Origin of the sequence: Lentzea pudingi, from assembly GCF_014646255.1 — a bacterium.
Classification (GTDB): domain Bacteria; phylum Actinomycetota; class Actinomycetes; order Mycobacteriales; family Pseudonocardiaceae; genus Lentzea; species Lentzea pudingi.
This window is the reverse complement of sequence record NZ_BMNC01000001.1, coordinates 1,151,736-1,166,438: the sequence shown is the minus strand read 5'-3', so window position 1 is coordinate 1,166,438 and position 14,703 is coordinate 1,151,736. Positions and strand designations below refer to the sequence as shown.

The window sequence follows — 14,703 nt, the reverse complement described above, 5'->3', positions numbered from 1 at the left end:
AGGTCAGGACATCGAGGCGATGAGGCTGGCCGGACGCAGGTCCGTCCAGTTCTCCTCGACGTAGGCGAGGCAGGCGTCGCGGCCGTCCGGGCCGAAGGTCCGGGTCCAGCCCTCGGGCACGGGGATGCGCTCGGGCCACAGCGAGTGCTGGTTCTCGTCGTTGACCAGCACCAGGTACACGCCGTCGGCGTCCTCGAACGGGTTGGTGGTCATGACTCGTCTCCTCGGTGGGTTCGGGCGTCGTGCTGGTGCGCGACGCGGTGCAGTGCGGCGAGCAGGTGGGTGGAGCTCGTGGTGGTGCCGGAGCGGTCCACGGCGGAGCGCGGGATCGGCATGGCGCCGACGGACGACCAGCGCAGCCGGCCGGTGTCGTCGATGTGGCTGCGGGCGTGGCCCGCGTTGTCGGGGTGCAGGCAGTACGGCACGTCGAGCAGGCCGCGCCGGAACGCGGCGAGCAGCGCCGTGCCTGGGTCGCCGGGCAGCTCGAGCACCGCCTCGACGAGTGCCGTCGCCTCGGCGAGCACGCCGTTGTCCTCACAGGACGACACGAACGAGACCGAAGAGGCAGCGGCCGCCGCGTTTTCCAGGGCGGCGACGTTCTCGGCGACGGTAGGGATGCGGTGCGCCTCCGCCACGGTCTTGACGATCAGGCGTTCGGCGCCGGCCCGGACCGCGAGCCGGGCGGCGTTGTCGTTCAGCAACCGGGCGCCGGACGGCGTGCGCGGGAACACGCCCATGTAGGCGTAGACCACGACGTGCCAGTCCACATCGGACAGGAAGCGGGCGGCGAGCGTGCGCAGGGCGTGGATCGCCTCGGCGTCCTGGTCCGCGTTGGTCTGCTGGGCGTAGCTCAGCGAGACGCTCTCCACGCCGTGGAAGCGGAAGAAGATCGCCTCCAGGACGCTGAGCGCGACCAGCAGGCTCGGCGGGCAGAGCTGGCCCATCATGCAGCCGCCGAACGTCTCCAGGTGCCCGGAGAACTCCTCGCACGCCTCGGACCAGTGGCCGACCGAGTCGCGCAACGGCTTCCGGCTGTAGGGCAGGCAGTACGACACCGGACCGCCCTCGGTGGCGTCCAGTCCCGCCTCGGCCAGCGCGGCGAAGATGGCCCTCGGGTCGGCGGACCCGTGCCGCACCTGCACCGGGAACCCGCTGAGCCCGTCCAGCACGGCCCGCGTGGTGTCGGGGTGGTGCGAGACGATCGGGTAGCCGTTGAGCCGGGCGCCGTCGTGCAACGCCTCCAGCGCCGCGCGGTGGTCGCCGACCCTCGTGTAGCTGTCGACGGTGAGGGTGCCCACGGTGGTGGCACGAGCGCCCCTCACCGCCAGCAGGCCCGCCCGCATCTCCAGCGGGGACGCCATGCCCATCCTGGGCTGCACCACGAGCCTGCCGTGGGCCGCCGCCAGCGCGACCGCGTCCGCGAAGCCCGTCACGACACACTGTCCGCGGTGCTGGCCAACACGAACGCGGCGATGAACTCACGGAACCGCGTGATGGCCGTGTCGTCGTCGAAGACCTCGGTGAAACCCGCTGCCCGCAACGCGTCTGCCTGCGCGGGTTCCGGGCCGCCCGTGCCGAGCTTGCCGCCGATGACGACCGGGACCGCCGCCAGACCGGGCCGGCCCCGCACCTCGGCGAGCGCACGCGGCCCGTCCTGGTAACCGTGCCCGTTCACCGTGCTGAGCACGACGAGGTCGGGCTGTTCGGCCTCGCACTCGTCCGCGAGCAGCACGGGCGGCACGCACGCCCCGAGGTTGACCACGCGGTACCCCTCCTCCTCCAGCAGCAGCTGGAGGTAGACGAGGTTCCAGGTGTGCGAGTCCGACGCGGTGCCGGACAACAGGACCAGGTTGTTCATGTCAGGTCAGGCTTTCTCGATGACGGGGTGCGGGGTCGGCGGCACCGGTCCGGCCGGGGAACCAGACGTCCTCGCTGCCCAGCGCCGCAGGGGTGTACTTGCCCAGAGCGCTGGTCAGCAGCCGCACCTCGAACGCGAGGCACTCGACGAGGCGGCGCAGACCGTGCTCGGGATCGGCGTCCACGGCGGTGAGCGCGGCACGGCCGAGCCCGACGGCGGTGGCACCGAGCGCCAACGCCTTGACGGCGCGCACGCCCTCCCAGACGCGGCCGGTGGCGAGCAGGCAGCCGGACGGCGTGCCGATCCGCCGCAGGCACTCGGCGAGCGGCAGGCCGACGTGGTCGAGGAACGCGCGGGGCGCCCAGCCGGTGCCACCCTCGGCACCGTCGACGGTCACCGCGTCCGCGCCGGCCTCCCACGCGCACGCCGCGGCCTGGGCCACGTCCCGGCCGGGGTGCAGCTTCACCCAGATCCGGGCGCGCGGGAAGTTGTTGCGCATGAACCGGATCTGCTGGCGCAGGATCTCGTCGGTGAACGTGCCGGGGCTGCCTGAACGCAGCACCCCGGCGCCGGACCACAGGTCGTCGATCGCGAACTGGTCGGACACCCGCGCGGCCGTGGCGCGGTCGAGCACCGTCAGGCCGCCGAGTCCGGGCTTCGCGCCCTGGCCCACCTTCAGTTCGAAGCCGAGCCTTCCGCTGGCCAGCAACGGTTCCGCGGCCGGATCGCTGTAGACGAGGTTCCACACCTCGGCGTCGGCGTCCTCGGTGCTCTGCTGCACCACGACTCCGCCCAGCGACGGGCCCGCCTCGTCGAGGTAGGCCCGGACGCGGGCGAGCATCCCGGTGGTGGCGTCCGGTTCCTGCCGGTACCCGGTGACGGGGACGACGTTCTCGCCGATCACCATCGGGATGCCGAGCGCACCCGCCTGCCTGCTGGCCGCGACCGACACCTCGGAGCTGCCGATGCGCGTGGAACCGAAGGCGGACAGGAACACCGGCAACGCGGAGGAGAACCCGCCGACCGTCGTCGCCAGGTCCACATCGGACTGCAACGGCTCCCGGCCGAGGTCGATCAGCTTCTCCAGCCGCAACGGCATGAACACCGGCGGCACCAGCCTGGCCGCGTCGAGCTCGTCGGCCGGGCGCTCGTCACCGAACGCCCGAGCACCGAACACCTCGTGGCCGTAGGACTCCACGGGCGGGAACGCCTCCGCGGTGCCGTTCAGCGCCCGCGCCCGCACCTGTTCCTCGGGGAAACCGGCCGCCCTCACGGTGCCATCTCCCCGGGCACCTTCGGGTAGGCATTGACCTGCCACACCGCGTCCAGCCCGGTGAGGAACCGGATGAGACGCTCCAGGCCCATGCCGAACCCGGCGCTGCGCGGCACGCCCTGGCGCATGACGTCGAGGTACCAGCGGTACTTCGCCGGGTTCTCGCCCGTCTCGCGCATCCGCGTGACGATCGTGGCGTAGTCCGACTCGCGCTCGCTGCCGCTGACGAGCTCGCCGTAGCCCTCGGGTGCGAGCAGGTCGAAGTTGCGCAGCCGGCCCGGTTCCGTGGTGCTCTCGCGGTCGTAGAAACCGCGCGAGCCCTTCGGGTAGTCGGTGACGAAGAACGGGCGGTCCTTCTGCCGCGACAGCAGTTCCTCGCCGGTCCAGGCGATCTCGGCGTCGGGGCTCTGCGGGTGGCCGAGCAGGTGCAGCTCGTCGACCGCCTCGCGGTGGCTGAGCACGCCGAACGGCCCGGACAGCAGCCAGGCGAACGCCAGCGGGTCACGTCCGAGGAGCTCGAACTGCTCGGGCACCGCGGTCAGCGCGTGCCGCACGACGTAGGTCAGCAGCCCTTCCGCGATCCGCATGGAGTCGGCGCGGGTGCCGTGCGCCATCTCCACGTCGATCTGGTGGAACTCCGCGAGGTGGCGCTGGGTGTTGCAGGTCTCGACCGGTTCGGCCCGCACGTTCGGCGCGACGTAGAAGATCTTGTCGAACGTCAGCAGCGACGCCTGCTTGTAGAGGATGCCGCTGCTCATGACCTTGTACTTGTGGCCGTAGTAGTCGACGTCGACCTGCTTGGAACCACGGGCGCCGGGGTCGGTCACCGGGCCGATCACCGGCGGCAGCATCTCGACGAAGCCCTCACCGCGCAGGTACGTCCTGGCCGCGCCCAGCACCTCCTGCTGGATCAGCATCGCGGCCCTGGTGGTGTCCGAGTCGAGGTGCTCGGCCAGCGGCGGCGGACGGCGATCGGCGGCGGGCTCGATCGCGACGGTCGTTGCGTGCTCCATGTTCTTTCCCACCCTTGGTTTCGCTGGTCGGGGCTGTCAGAGGCCGGACGCGGGGACGATCACGCGCCGCCAGCCGCCGGGGTCGGGCAGGACGCCGCGCTGGGTGTCGATCAGCGCCTGGCGCAGCTCGCGGGTCACCGGTCCGGCGGTGCCGTCGCCGATCACCCAGTCGCCGTCGCGGTCGCGCACCGTGCCGACCGGCGTGACCACGGCCGCCGTGCCGCAGGCGAAGACCTCGGTGATCAGTCCGGCCTCGCACTCCGAACGCCACTGGTCCACGGAGATCCGCTCCTCGCGGACCGTGTGGCCGAGCCGGTCCGCCAGCACCATCAGCGACTCGCGGGTGACGCCGGGCAGCAGCGTCCCGGTCAGTCCGGGCGTGACGACCTCGGTGCCGGAAGCGGTGCGGCGCACGAAGAACAGGTTCATGCCGCCCATCTCCTCGACCCACCGGTGCTCGGCGGCGTCGAGCCACACGACCTGCTGGCAGCCGGCCTCGCGGGCGAGGTTCTGCGCGACGAACGACGGGCCGTAGTTCGCGGCGCACTTCACGTCGCCGGTTCCGCCCTGCACCGCGCGGCTGTGCTCACGGCTGACAAGCACCGACACCGGCTCCAGCGCCTTGTCCCCGAAGAACCCGCCGGCGACGAACGCCATCAGCAGGAACCGGTACTCGTCGGACGGGCGCAGCATCAGGTTCGGGTCGGTGGCGAACATCAGCGGCCGCAGGTAGAGGCTGATCGACGGGTCGTCGGGCAGGCCCGCGCCGTCGAGGAGTACCAGGTCGTCGATCGCGGTGAGGAAGTCCTCGACCGGCAGCTCCGGCATCGCGAGGCGGCGGGCGGAGCTCTGGAACCGCAGGGCGTTGCGGTCCGGGCGGAACACCGACACCGAGCCGTCGGGGCCGCGGTGGGCCTTGAGCCCCTCGAAGATCACCTGGGCGTAGTGCAGGCCGATGGTCGCCGGGTGCAGCGGCAACGGCTCCAGCAGGCCGACGCGGCGGTCGTGCCAGCCGTCGACGGCGTTCCAGGTGAGGCTGACCATGTGGTCGGTGAAAGCGTCGCCGTGGCCAGGGTTGCTGGTGGCGGGCGAGCTCAGCTGCGTGGTCATCAGGAGTTCCTTTCGTCCGGGATCCGCAGGTCCCGCACGTGTGGGCGGGAGATGGCGTAGAGGAGCAGCGCGGCGAAACCGCCGGCGAACAACGCGGCCGCGGTGCCGAGGCCGAGAACTTGGGCGAGGAGACCGAAACCGACCATGGTGAGAGGCGTCAGCGCGTCGTCGGTGAGCGTGAGCACGGAGCCGACGCGGCCGATGTACTCCTCGTCGACGGTCGCCTGGAACGCGCCGGACAGCATCGGTGAGGCGAGGCCCGCGACGATGCCGACCACGGTCATCCCGGCGAGCGTCGCCGCGTACCCGGCGTTGCCGACGAGACCGAGTGACGCGGCCTGGCCGAACAGCAGCAGCACGGCGGCCCGCAAAGGCCGTTCCGGGCGCCACTTCAGCGCGATCAGGGTGCCGATCGCGGCGCCACCGCCCATCGCGGCGGTCAGCCAGCCGAGCCCGACGCCGCCCCAGCCCCTGCCGACGGCGTGCAGGGCGAGACCGACCGCGACCACCGGGCTGACGAAGACGTTGAGGCCGGACAACGTGATCACGAGGTCGCGGACCTTCGGTGTGAGCCGCAGGTAGTTGAGCCCGTCGCGGATGTCGGCACGGACCGTGCCGCCGGTGGAGCGCGCCAGTGGCCAGCGCGGCCGGACCGCGATCAGCACCACGAGGACCACCGCGAACGAGATGAGGTCCAGCAGCATCGCGCCGCCGAGGCCCCACGCCACGAGCACGAGACCGCCCAGTGGCGCGCCGAGCACGCCGGCCAGCCGGTCGAGCAGCTGCCGCAACGCCGACAGCCTGACGAGTTCCGTCCTGCGCACCAGTTGCCGGGGGAACGCCCCGGAAGCCGGTCCGTAGAACGCGTCGGCCACACCGAACAGCAGGCCCACGACCATGAGCAGGCCGGCGGACACACCACTCGCCGCGAGCATGGTCAAGGCTCCGGCGAGCACGACGATCCGTGCGATGTCGGCGCCGATCATCATGCGGCGGGCGTCGAACCGGTCGGTGAGCGCGCCGCCGAGGATCGTCAGCAGGGCCCGCGGGATGGTGGCGCAGGCCAGCACCAGGCCGGCCAGTCCGGCGTTGCCGAGCTGCGCGGCGGTGAACGCGAGGGCGACGAACCAGATCTCGTCGCCGACCGACGAGACGCCGGTGGCGAACGCCCAGCCCAGTGCGCGGCGGTCCCGCCACAGACTGCGCGGGGCCTCGGCCGTCACGCCGGGGTCGTCCACCTGGGGCACCGCGGTCACCGGGGGATCCCGGCGGGGACGGTCGGTCGATGACTGCTGGCGGACATCATTCCTCCGAGACGGTTTTCCGGGCTGCCGTTGGCTGGACAGGAACCAATCTCGGATATCGCGCTATCGCGGTGGCATCTCAGAGCAATCCGCATCGAAAGATACGGCTGGAACCTCACCAAATCGGACGATCGCAGGCCTTTGAGCTGCGGTTATCCCGGTCGCTATCTCGTGCTGGACGGAACTGCCGGTCGTGATAGCGCCGGGATTGCCGACGGGATAGGGGTGGGATTCCGGCGGTCAATAGCGTTTTGGACATCAGCCGGAAATAGCCGCTGATAATCCGAATCGCGAGGAGAATCCCATGAAGCACGCCGCGTTCACCCGGATCGCCACCACCGTCGCCGGCGCCGCGCTCGTGTTCGGTCTCGGCGCGGCGATCATCGGCGCGGACGTGCGGGCCGGCTCCGCGGTCGTCGCGGCGGAGAGCAACCCGTGGAACGGCGCGGCCGAGGACAGCAACCCCTGGAACGGCACGCAGGACGACAGCAACCCGTGGAACGCCGCTCCCGCGAGCAGCAACCCCTGGAACTAGAGCGCCGCCGACAGCCCGGTGAGCGCCTGCTCCGCCGCCACCCGTTCGCGTTCCATCCCGCGGGCGCCGAAGATCCGCACCGCGTTCAGCACCAGCTCCGACGCCCGGTTCGACTCGCCGAGGCGGGCCAGCACCGGTGCCAGATCCACCCGGATCGCCGCGGCGCCCACGTGGTCCATGATCCGTTCCCGCGCCGCCAGCGCCTGCTCGAAGTACGCCAGCGCCTCGCGGTCCTGACCGAGCGCGGCGCTCACCTCGCCGAGGTTGCGCAGCAGGTGCCCCTCCCCGATCACGTCCCGGCTCTCGCGCACCATCCCGAGCACCCGCGTGAACGTGGCCAGCGCGTCGCGGTGCTGCCCGGCCCGCACCTGCACCTGGCCGATCCGGCGCAGCGCGTGCGGGATCCCGTTGCGGTAGCCCGCCCCCTCGAAGATCATCAGCGCCTCGAGCAGCTGCGCCGTGGCCTCGTCGGTCCGGCCGCGGCGGCACAGGACGTCCGTCCGGTGGGTCAGCACGATGCCCCTGCCGACGAGGTCCTGCGCCCGGTCGAGGTCGCGCATCGCGGCCGCGTACAGCTCCAGCGCCAGGTCGTCGTCGCCCGACCAGCGCGCCAGCAGCCCGAGGTCGCGGCGGCAGAGCGCGAGGCCGCGCGGGTCGTCGAGTTCCTCGAACGTCGCCAGCGCCGTCGTCAGCGCCTCGTGCGCGCGGGTGGTCTGGCCGCGGTTGATGTGCAGCGTGCCCATCGAGCTCAGCACCGCCGCCGTGCCGCGGACGTTCCCGGCGGCTTTGGTGGCCTGCAACGCCTTCTCGTGCGTCTTCTCCCAGTCGTCCAGGTAGCCGTGTGACTCGAACAGCGTCGCGGCCGTGACGGCGAGGTCCCAGCACGCCTCGTCGAACCCGGCGTCGGCGGCCTGGCTGATCGCCGCGCACAGGTTGGCCTGCTCGCCGTCCAGCCACTCCAGCGGATCACCCGCGACCTGCTGGACGTACGTCGCGGGAGGCAGCCAGCGCAGCGCGGTGCCGTGCAGCACGGCGTAATCGCCGCCATAAACAGAGCGGTGGGCCTGTTCCGCGAGGGCGAGCCATCCGCCGAGAACGCGTTCCACGGCACGGCGGCGCATGTCCGGCGCCACTTCCGCGTGCAGCTTCTCCAGCGCGAACAGCCGCACGATGTCCTGGTAGCGGTAGCGGAACTCGCCGGTGCGTTCGACCGTCGCCACGTCGAGCATCTGCACGTCCACCAACGGTTCCAGCAGATCCGACGGATACCGGGAGTCGTCGTCGAGCACCGCGCCCGCGACCCAGCCGGGCAGTTCCGGGCCCTCGGCGAGGCCGAGCAGTCCGAACAGGGTGCGCGACCGCCGGTCCATTCCGTTGTGGGTAAGGGAAAGGCTCGCGCGGATCGTCATCTCGCCGTGCGCCAGCTCGTCGAGCCGGTGCCGTTCGCTCGCCAGCCGGTGCACCATCGACGCGAGCGACCAGTGCGGCCGCGCCGCGAGCCGGGCCGCGATGATCCGCAACGCCAGCGGCAGCCCGCCGACGGTGCGCACGAGTGCGGCGGCGGCCTCGGGTTCGCGGGCCACCCGTTCCGCGCCGATGACCCGGCCCAGCAGGTCCAGCGACTGGGCGGGGTCGAACACCTCGACCTCGACCTGGCGCGCGCCGGGCACGCCGGTCAGCCGCGACCGGCTGGTCACCACCACTGCGCAGGTGTTGCTGCCCGGCAGCAACGGGATCACCTGGCTCTCGGCGGAGGCGTCGTCGAGCACGACGAGCGTCCGCCGTTCGGCCATCAGCGTCCGGTACATCTCGACGCGCTCGTCCAGGCCCATCGGGATCACCGCGCCCGGGATGCCCAGTGCCAGCAGGAACCTGCCCAGCACGTCGGCGGCGGCGGTCGGTTCCTCGCGGGTGCCGCGCAGGTCGCAGTAGAGCTGCCCGTCCGGGAACCGGTCGGCGACGCGGTGGCCGATGTGGGCCGCGACCGTCGTCTTGCCGCTGCCGGGTCTGCCGATGATCACGACCACGCCGACGGCTCTCCGGTCGCCTGCCAGGACGGCCTCGGCGGTGCGGATCAGGGCGTCGTTGCCGATGAAGTCGGCGGTGTCGGCGGGCAGCTGGCGCGGGCGTTCGAAGCTCGGCGCGGGCACGACGACGGCCGGGACGGGCTCGGCCTGGCCGCTGACGACGTCCCCGGAGAGGATCGCCGACTCCAGCAGCCGCAACCGTTCCCCCGGCTCCAGACCCAGTTCCTCTACCAGCAGGTGCCGTCCGGCCCGGTACGCCTCCAGCGCCTCGCCCTGCCTGCCCGCGCGGTGCAGGGCGAGCATCAGCACGGCGCGCAGCCGTTCGCGCATCGGGTGTTCGTGGACGAGCCGGGTGACCTCACCGACGATCTGGTGGTGGCGGCCGAGTTCGAGCTCCAGTTCGAGGTAGTCCTCGGTGGCGGTGAGCAGGTCCTCGTCGAGCCGCGACGCCCGGTTGCGCAGCGCGGGGTTCGGCAGTCCGCTCAGGCACGGACCCCGCCACAGCGCCACGGCCGACCGCAGCAGGTTCGCCGCCTCGGCCGTGCGGCCCTCCTTCACGAGCACCCTGGCCTCGGCCAGCTTGCCGGCGAAGACGTGCATGTCGAGCGTGTTGCCGCCCAGCAGCAACTGGTAGCCGGGCATCCGCGTGACGATCGGCAGGTCGACCCCCGCGTCGGCCAGCTTCTTGCGCAGTCGTGACACGCAGATCTGCACCTGGGTGCGCGCGGTGTCCGGGGGGAGCTGGTTCCACAGCGTGTCGACGATCTGGTCCGTGCTGACGACCTGGTTGGCCTCCATCAGCAGGAGCGCGAGGACGACCTGCTGGCGGCCGGGCGTCACCCACACCGGCCCGGACGGCCCCTCGACCTCGATCGGCCCGAGGATCCGCAACACGGAATCCCCGGACCTGCGCAGCACAGCGCTCACGTCCGCCGCCCCTCCCTCTGCTCCCCCAGCGACCGACTTCCTCAATGTATGCAACACGGGATGTACTTGTATATCCGGCGGATGCTCGATCATCCCGTCATCCGGGAGGGATTGCGCCGTGGACGGTGCCGGGAAAGCGCCGTGATAGGCCTGGGTTATCGGCAACTGAAACTCTGGGCATTGCATTCCGAAGTCGCCCGAAGGAGTTCGCCATGACGGGAGACGGCCACCCGCCCCCCAGCGCGGCGTCGCTGGCCGCGGGTGTGGACCACGTCCGGTTGTCCTACCTGTACCTGGACGAGGGCGACCTGGACGCCTACGCGTCACTGCTGCACGAGGACGTGCAGGTGCGGACACCCGGCGCGCCGGACTGCCACGGCCGCGCGGACGCGGTGCGCCTCACGGTCACCACCGGCGGCACGCACGAACTGTTCAAGGTGATCGGCGAGGGACATTGCGTGGTGGCGGTCGGGCATTACTCCCCGGCCGGTGCGGTATCCCGCGAATTTGATTTCGCCGACTTCTTCACGCTGTCCGACGACTCGCTGCTGCTGAGCCGGCGTCGCTTCTACTACCTGCAACCACCGGACTGACGCGCCGCACGCCGATAACGTGACGCCATGGCACAACGCCCCCTGCTCTTCCTGGACGTCGACGGAACACTCCTGCCCTACGGCGGCACCGACTTGCCGAGCAGCGCCGAACGCTGGGCCGACTGGCAGCAGACGTCCAACCCGCAACTGGCCAAGATCACCCGCGCGCACGGGCCGCGGCTGCTGGCCCTGCCGTGCGACCTGGTCTGGGCCACCGCGTGGATGCACGACGCCAACGACGTGATCTCACCGCTCCTCGGCCTGCCGGAACTGCCGGTGGCCGATCTGCCCGACGCACCGGACGAAGACGACCCGAGCGCGCTGCACTGGAAGACGCGGGCCCTGGTCGGCACCGCGGCCGGCCGCCCGTTCGCGTGGGTGGACGACGAGATCGGTGATCTCGACCGCGACTGGGTGGCCGCGGAGCACGGGGGTGAGGCCCTGCTCCTGCGCGTCGACTCCCAGGTGGGCATCACCGAGGCCGACCTCGGCACGCTCACGGAGTGGCTGCGCGAACTCTGAGTCCTCAATGGACCCGATGTCCACTTCTCCCGGGGGAAGAGGACATCGGCTCCGGCTGTACGGGTGATGTTGCCCGGCAAGCGGCCTATTCCGCGCGGTAGCCCTGGATCGGCACCGTGCCGCGCCCGACCATCTTCTGCCATGGCGGATGATCCCCACTCCCTGCTCACGGTCAGGCAGAACGCGCTGCGAACACAGCTCGACGCCCTCACCGCGTCCGGTCCGGACGACCCGCACTGGCCCGAACTCGCCGACGACCTGCACAAGGGCGTGATCGCCGTGCTCGAAGCGCGCCGCGACGACGAGGCGGCCGCGCTCCGGCTCCTCCACCGCGTCCTCGGCGGGGTCGCCGTGGTGGCGGCGGTGGCCGTGCTCGTCCTGTTCTTCAGCCCGTGGAACGTGTTGCCGGCGGGGCTGGCGCTCGCTGTCGGCGGTGTGCTTGTGGCGAGCCCGGCCGTGCGCGGTGTCTGGGAACCCAGGGCCCGCACGTGGGCAGGTGCCGCCGCCGTGCTGGGCGCGTTGCTCACGCCGCTGGCAGGCGGATGGCCGGCACTGGTCGTTGCCGCCGGAATCGGTTGGTGGGCCTGGAGGTGCGCGCGGTGAAGAACGACCCGATCCACGAACTGACGCAGACGACCCAGCACAACGAGCGGCGCATCGGTTCGCTGGAGAACACGCTGCGGGTCAAGACGGGGAACCTCAGCGACATCCTCAAGCGGCTGGGGAAGCTGGAGACCAAGGTCGGCGAGCACTCGGTCGGCCTGATGCACAAGAAGATCGGGGACATCGACACGAAGCTCGGCAAGACGGAGACGCGGCTCGACAGGGAGTCCGCCCGGATCGTCAAGCTGCGCCGGGACGTCGACACCCTGCACGGCATGGTGCGCCTGAGCAGCGGGCTGCCCCAGGCCGACTACGACACCTGGCCGGAGATCTCCTCCGAGATGATCGAGCTGATCCGCGAGCGGCTCGCGGCGAAACCCGTGTCCGAGGCGGAGATCGAGCGGCTGCGCAGGCAGCAGGAGAAGGCGCGGGACGAACGCCTCCGCTGGGACAGATCGCTGGAGGAGGCGGTCGTGGCCGTCCGCGCACTGACCGGCCTGCCCGCCGGTGCGGAACGGTTGTGGCGCAAGCAAGCACGGACGTGGCTCGCGTTCCGCGGTTCGGGCGAGCGCCCGCTGGCGAAGGAGGAGCACGCACGGCGCGAGCACGACGAGGCGACTCGCGTCCGGCAGGCCGCGACGGCAGCCGAGGCGAACGCCGCGGCGGCGGATGAGGAGGCCTGCGGGGTGATCCGCGAGCGTGTGGTCCACGCTCTCGCCCAGAGCTTCATGCCTCCCCGGTGGTTCGAAAGCGCGCTCGGACTGTTCCCTCCGAAGGAGCCTGGCCACATCAAGCCGTGGCTCGACGTGGCCACCCGGCTCATCCGCTACCGGCTGCTCGCCGGCGTCACCGACGAACTCTTCCCCTACGGCGACCGCCCGCCCGACTCGAAGCTCGCCGGCGAACGAGACGAGGTGGAGCGGCTCTGCGACGGCCAGCGGCGCTAGTGACCGAACGGGCCTTCTGGCGCGAACGCGTACCGGGCGAAGCGCTCGCCGATCAGCTCGTGCGTCGCCGTGACCGGGTGCAGGGCGTCCGGTAGCGGGTGCGTGACGGCGTCCTGCTCGCCGTACAGGCGGGTGCCGTCCAAGTAGTGCAGGTTCGGGTCGTCCGCGCGGCGTTCGGCCAGCGATGCCAGCGCCTCGCGGATGATCCGCAACGTCAGCTGCGGCGCGTTCCCGTGCGGGCCGGTGGCGGTGAAGACGACCTCGCCCGCGGCGAGCGCGTCCAGGTCCATCCCGCCCGGTCCCGGCGTGTCCTCGTGGATGCCGCAGAAGAGCGGTGACAGGAGCACCAGTGGCGTGTCCGGGTGGCCGTCGCGGATCGTGTCCAGGAAGCCGTGCACGGCCGGTACGAACGCCCGCAGCCGCATGACGTCGAAGTTCACCACGTTGATGCCGAACTTGACGCTGATCAGGTCGGCGGGGCGGTCGCGCATCACCCGCGCGACGAACGGGTCGACCAGGGCGCTGCCGCCGAACCCGAGGTTGTGCAGGTCGACCTCGCCGCGGCGGGCGGCGACGGCGGGCCAGGTGCGGGCGGGGGTGTCCGCGTTGGAACCGTTGCTGATGGAACTGCCGTGGTGCAGCCAGATCCGCCGGTTCCGGTCGGCCGGGCGCACCGGTGCGTCCGTGCGCAGGGCGACCAGGTCCACCACCTCGTTGTGGGGCAACCAGATCTCGACGACCTTGTCGCCTGCCGCCAGGGCGAACCGCGCGGTGAACGGCGGACCCTCGTGGAACTCGCGTGCCCCGGTCGTCATGTCGACCTCGGCGTGGTCGCCGCCGTCGAGCCGCTCACTGGCGACCAGTTCGCCGTCGACCACCAGGTCGACGCTGCCGCGCGGCCGGGCGACGCCGCGGTAGGAGAAGGAGCTCGGGTGCAGGACCAGCTCGATCGCGCGGGCCTCGGTCGCCATCACGAGGCGCACCCCGGAGGGCCTGCTCTCCGCCGTCATCAGCTGCGGGTCGGGGAAGCGCTCACGCACCCAGGCGGGCAGGCGATGCGGGCGCACGCCGCGTGCCGTGTCTTCCAGTTCGGCGGCGCCGAGCACGAGTGCTTCGGTCAGAGGTGTCGTGATCATGTGCCCACAATGCTCGCACCGGTGCGGGCGGCGCGCTCGACACCCCAGTCGTAGAGGGCCTGGAGCGCGGGACCGAGGCTGCGACCCTCGTCGGTGAGCGAGTACTGGACGTGCGGTGATATCTCGGTCCGCGACACCAGACCGGCGTCCTGCAGTTCGCGCAGCCGCTGCACGAACATCTTCTCGCTGATGCCCGGCACCTTGCGGCGCAGTTCGCCGTAGTGGTGCGGCCGTTCCTTGAGGTGGGCCAGCATCACCGTGCGCCACTTGCCGCCGATGACGTCGAGGGCCAGCTCGACCGGACAGTGGTACATCGGTGCTCCTCACCAAAAAGTGCGTACTTGCCGGGCTTTTCGCGTGCTGCTGGAGTGGCGTCGTGATCAACGACGACCAGTCAACACCTTCTCTCTACACGTGGGCGGGCGGTGCGGAGGCGCTGCTGCGGCTGACCGAGGCGTTCTACCGCAAGGTCGCGGACGACTCGCTGCTCGCGCCGGTGTTCGCCGGCATGGACCCCGGTCACGCGCGGTACGTGGCGCTGTGGCTCGGTGAGGTGTTCGGCGGGCCGGCCGCGTACACCGGGGAACGTGGCGGCTACGACTTCATGCTCTCCCAGCACGTCGGGCGGACCATCACCGAGCAGCAGCGCCGCCGCTGGCTGGACCTGATCATGGACGCCGCCGACGACGCGGGCCTGCCGGACGACCCGGAGTTCCGCGCCGCGTTCGTGTCCTACCTGGAGTGGGGCACGCGGCTCGCCGTGCGGAACTCCGCCGCGAACGCCACGCCGTTCCACGGCGCGCCGGTGCCGAAGTGGGGCTGGGGCGTGGCGCCTCCCACAGGGCGCTGACAACC

At 71.4% G+C, this 14,703-nt stretch carries 16 protein-coding genes; 6 read left to right on the top strand and 10 right to left on the bottom strand.

Going from position 1 to position 14,703, the window contains the following annotated elements:
- Positions 1 to 3: 3 nt before the first annotated feature.
- Genes IEY88_RS05345 through IEY88_RS05315 form a run of 7 tightly spaced genes read right to left on the bottom strand, consistent with a single transcriptional unit; the run spans position 4 to position 6,510 of the window.
- Entirely contained in the window at positions 4 to 213 is a 210-nt protein-coding gene (locus IEY88_RS05345; RefSeq protein WP_189153376.1) for an MbtH family protein, read from the bottom strand.
- Entirely contained in the window at positions 210 to 1,433 is a 1,224-nt protein-coding gene (locus IEY88_RS05340; RefSeq protein ID WP_189153375.1) for a methylaspartate mutase, read from the bottom strand. Before IEY88_RS05340 ends, IEY88_RS05345 begins: the two co-directional genes overlap by 4 nt.
- The gene (locus tag IEY88_RS05335; RefSeq protein ID WP_189153374.1) at positions 1,430 to 1,858 is read right to left on the bottom strand and encodes a cobalamin B12-binding domain-containing protein; all 429 of its coding nucleotides are present in this window, start codon (positions 1,856 to 1,858) and stop codon (positions 1,430 to 1,432) included. The genes IEY88_RS05340 and IEY88_RS05335 overlap by 4 nt, the downstream gene beginning before the upstream one ends.
- Position 1,859: 1 nt before the next feature.
- Entirely contained in the window at positions 1,860 to 3,131 is a 1,272-nt protein-coding gene (locus IEY88_RS05330) for a glutamate synthase-related protein (protein ID WP_189153373.1), read from the bottom strand.
- Complete coding sequence (locus tag IEY88_RS05325; RefSeq protein ID WP_189153372.1) at positions 3,128 to 4,144, bottom strand: asparagine synthetase A; 1,017 nt, start codon at positions 4,142 to 4,144, stop codon at positions 3,128 to 3,130. The genes IEY88_RS05330 and IEY88_RS05325 overlap by 4 nt, the downstream gene beginning before the upstream one ends.
- A gap of 36 nt (positions 4,145 to 4,180) precedes the next feature.
- On the bottom strand, positions 4,181 to 5,254 hold the full coding sequence (locus tag IEY88_RS05320) for a branched-chain amino acid aminotransferase (protein ID WP_189153371.1): 1,074 nt from the start codon (positions 5,252 to 5,254) through the stop codon (positions 4,181 to 4,183).
- A complete protein-coding gene (locus IEY88_RS05315; protein ID WP_189153370.1) occupies positions 5,254 to 6,510 on the bottom strand; it encodes an MFS transporter in 1,257 nt (418 codons plus the stop codon). Before IEY88_RS05315 ends, IEY88_RS05320 begins: the two co-directional genes overlap by 1 nt.
- Positions 6,511 to 6,862: 352 nt before the next feature.
- Here IEY88_RS05315 and IEY88_RS05310 point away from each other — a divergent pair, with 352 nt between their 5' ends.
- The gene (locus IEY88_RS05310) at positions 6,863 to 7,093 is read left to right on the top strand and encodes a hypothetical protein (RefSeq protein ID WP_189153369.1); all 231 of its coding nucleotides are present in this window, start codon (positions 6,863 to 6,865) and stop codon (positions 7,091 to 7,093) included.
- Here the strand turns inward: IEY88_RS05310 and IEY88_RS05305 are convergent.
- Positions 7,090 to 10,047 (bottom strand): AfsR/SARP family transcriptional regulator, encoded by a 2,958-nt coding sequence (locus IEY88_RS05305; protein ID WP_229693091.1) that lies wholly within the window; start codon positions 10,045 to 10,047, stop codon positions 7,090 to 7,092. The genes IEY88_RS05310 and IEY88_RS05305 overlap by 4 nt on opposite strands.
- 212 nt (positions 10,048 to 10,259) lie before the next feature.
- On the opposite strand from IEY88_RS05305, the gene IEY88_RS05300 reads away from it, so the two are divergent.
- The 4 genes from IEY88_RS05300 (at position 10,260) to IEY88_RS05285 (ending at position 12,712) form a co-directional block, all read left to right on the top strand.
- Positions 10,260 to 10,640 carry a nuclear transport factor 2 family protein gene (locus IEY88_RS05300; RefSeq protein WP_189153367.1) on the top strand — a complete coding sequence of 127 codons (381 nt, stop codon included), beginning with the start codon at positions 10,260 to 10,262 and terminating at the stop codon, positions 10,638 to 10,640.
- 27 nt (positions 10,641 to 10,667) lie between these two features.
- Positions 10,668 to 11,162: an HAD domain-containing protein gene (locus IEY88_RS05295; protein WP_189153366.1), complete on the top strand. Its 495-nt coding sequence runs from the start codon at positions 10,668 to 10,670 to the stop codon at positions 11,160 to 11,162.
- A 141-nt stretch (positions 11,163 to 11,303) separates the two neighbouring features.
- Positions 11,304 to 11,765 carry a hypothetical protein gene (locus IEY88_RS05290; RefSeq protein WP_189153365.1) on the top strand — a complete coding sequence of 154 codons (462 nt, stop codon included), beginning with the start codon at positions 11,304 to 11,306 and terminating at the stop codon, positions 11,763 to 11,765.
- On the top strand, positions 11,762 to 12,712 hold the full coding sequence (locus tag IEY88_RS05285; RefSeq protein ID WP_189153364.1) for a hypothetical protein: 951 nt from the start codon (positions 11,762 to 11,764) through the stop codon (positions 12,710 to 12,712). Before IEY88_RS05290 ends, IEY88_RS05285 begins: the two co-directional genes overlap by 4 nt.
- Here the strand turns inward: IEY88_RS05285 and IEY88_RS05280 are convergent.
- Positions 12,709 to 13,848 carry a GDSL-type esterase/lipase family protein gene (locus tag IEY88_RS05280; RefSeq protein ID WP_189153363.1) on the bottom strand — a complete coding sequence of 380 codons (1,140 nt, stop codon included), beginning with the start codon at positions 13,846 to 13,848 and terminating at the stop codon, positions 12,709 to 12,711. The genes IEY88_RS05285 and IEY88_RS05280 overlap by 4 nt on opposite strands.
- On the bottom strand, positions 13,845 to 14,162 hold the full coding sequence (locus IEY88_RS05275; RefSeq protein WP_189153362.1) for a winged helix-turn-helix transcriptional regulator: 318 nt from the start codon (positions 14,160 to 14,162) through the stop codon (positions 13,845 to 13,847). The genes IEY88_RS05280 and IEY88_RS05275 overlap by 4 nt, the downstream gene beginning before the upstream one ends.
- A 62-nt stretch (positions 14,163 to 14,224) precedes the next feature.
- Here IEY88_RS05275 and IEY88_RS05270 point away from each other — a divergent pair, with 62 nt between their 5' ends.
- Complete coding sequence (locus tag IEY88_RS05270) at positions 14,225 to 14,698, top strand: group II truncated hemoglobin (RefSeq protein WP_229693090.1); 474 nt, start codon at positions 14,225 to 14,227, stop codon at positions 14,696 to 14,698.
- Positions 14,699 to 14,703: the final 5 nt, after the last annotated feature.

Bases quoted from the DNA above. Each gene is read 5' to 3' on its own strand.
- IEY88_RS05310 (WP_189153369.1), top strand. From the start codon at position 6,863: ATGAAGCACGCCGCGTTCACCCGGATCGCCACCACCGTCGCCGGCGCC.
- IEY88_RS05290 (WP_189153365.1), top strand. From the start codon at position 11,304: ATGGCGGATGATCCCCACTCCCTGCTCACGGTCAGGCAGAACGCGCTG.
- IEY88_RS05335 (WP_189153374.1), bottom strand. From the start codon at position 1,858: ATGAACAACCTGGTCCTGTTGTCCGGCACCGCGTCGGACTCGCACACC.
- IEY88_RS05280 (WP_189153363.1), bottom strand. From the start codon at position 13,848: ATGATCACGACACCTCTGACCGAAGCACTCGTGCTCGGCGCCGCCGAA.
- IEY88_RS05325 (WP_189153372.1), bottom strand. From the start codon at position 4,144: ATGGAGCACGCAACGACCGTCGCGATCGAGCCCGCCGCCGATCGCCGT.
- IEY88_RS05345 (WP_189153376.1), bottom strand. From the start codon at position 213: ATGACCACCAACCCGTTCGAGGACGCCGACGGCGTGTACCTGGTGCTG.
- IEY88_RS05300 (WP_189153367.1), top strand. From the start codon at position 10,260: ATGACGGGAGACGGCCACCCGCCCCCCAGCGCGGCGTCGCTGGCCGCG.
- IEY88_RS05320 (WP_189153371.1), bottom strand. From the start codon at position 5,254: ATGACCACGCAGCTGAGCTCGCCCGCCACCAGCAACCCTGGCCACGGC.
- IEY88_RS05295 (WP_189153366.1), top strand. From the start codon at position 10,668: ATGGCACAACGCCCCCTGCTCTTCCTGGACGTCGACGGAACACTCCTG.
- IEY88_RS05275 (WP_189153362.1), bottom strand. From the start codon at position 14,162: ATGTACCACTGTCCGGTCGAGCTGGCCCTCGACGTCATCGGCGGCAAG.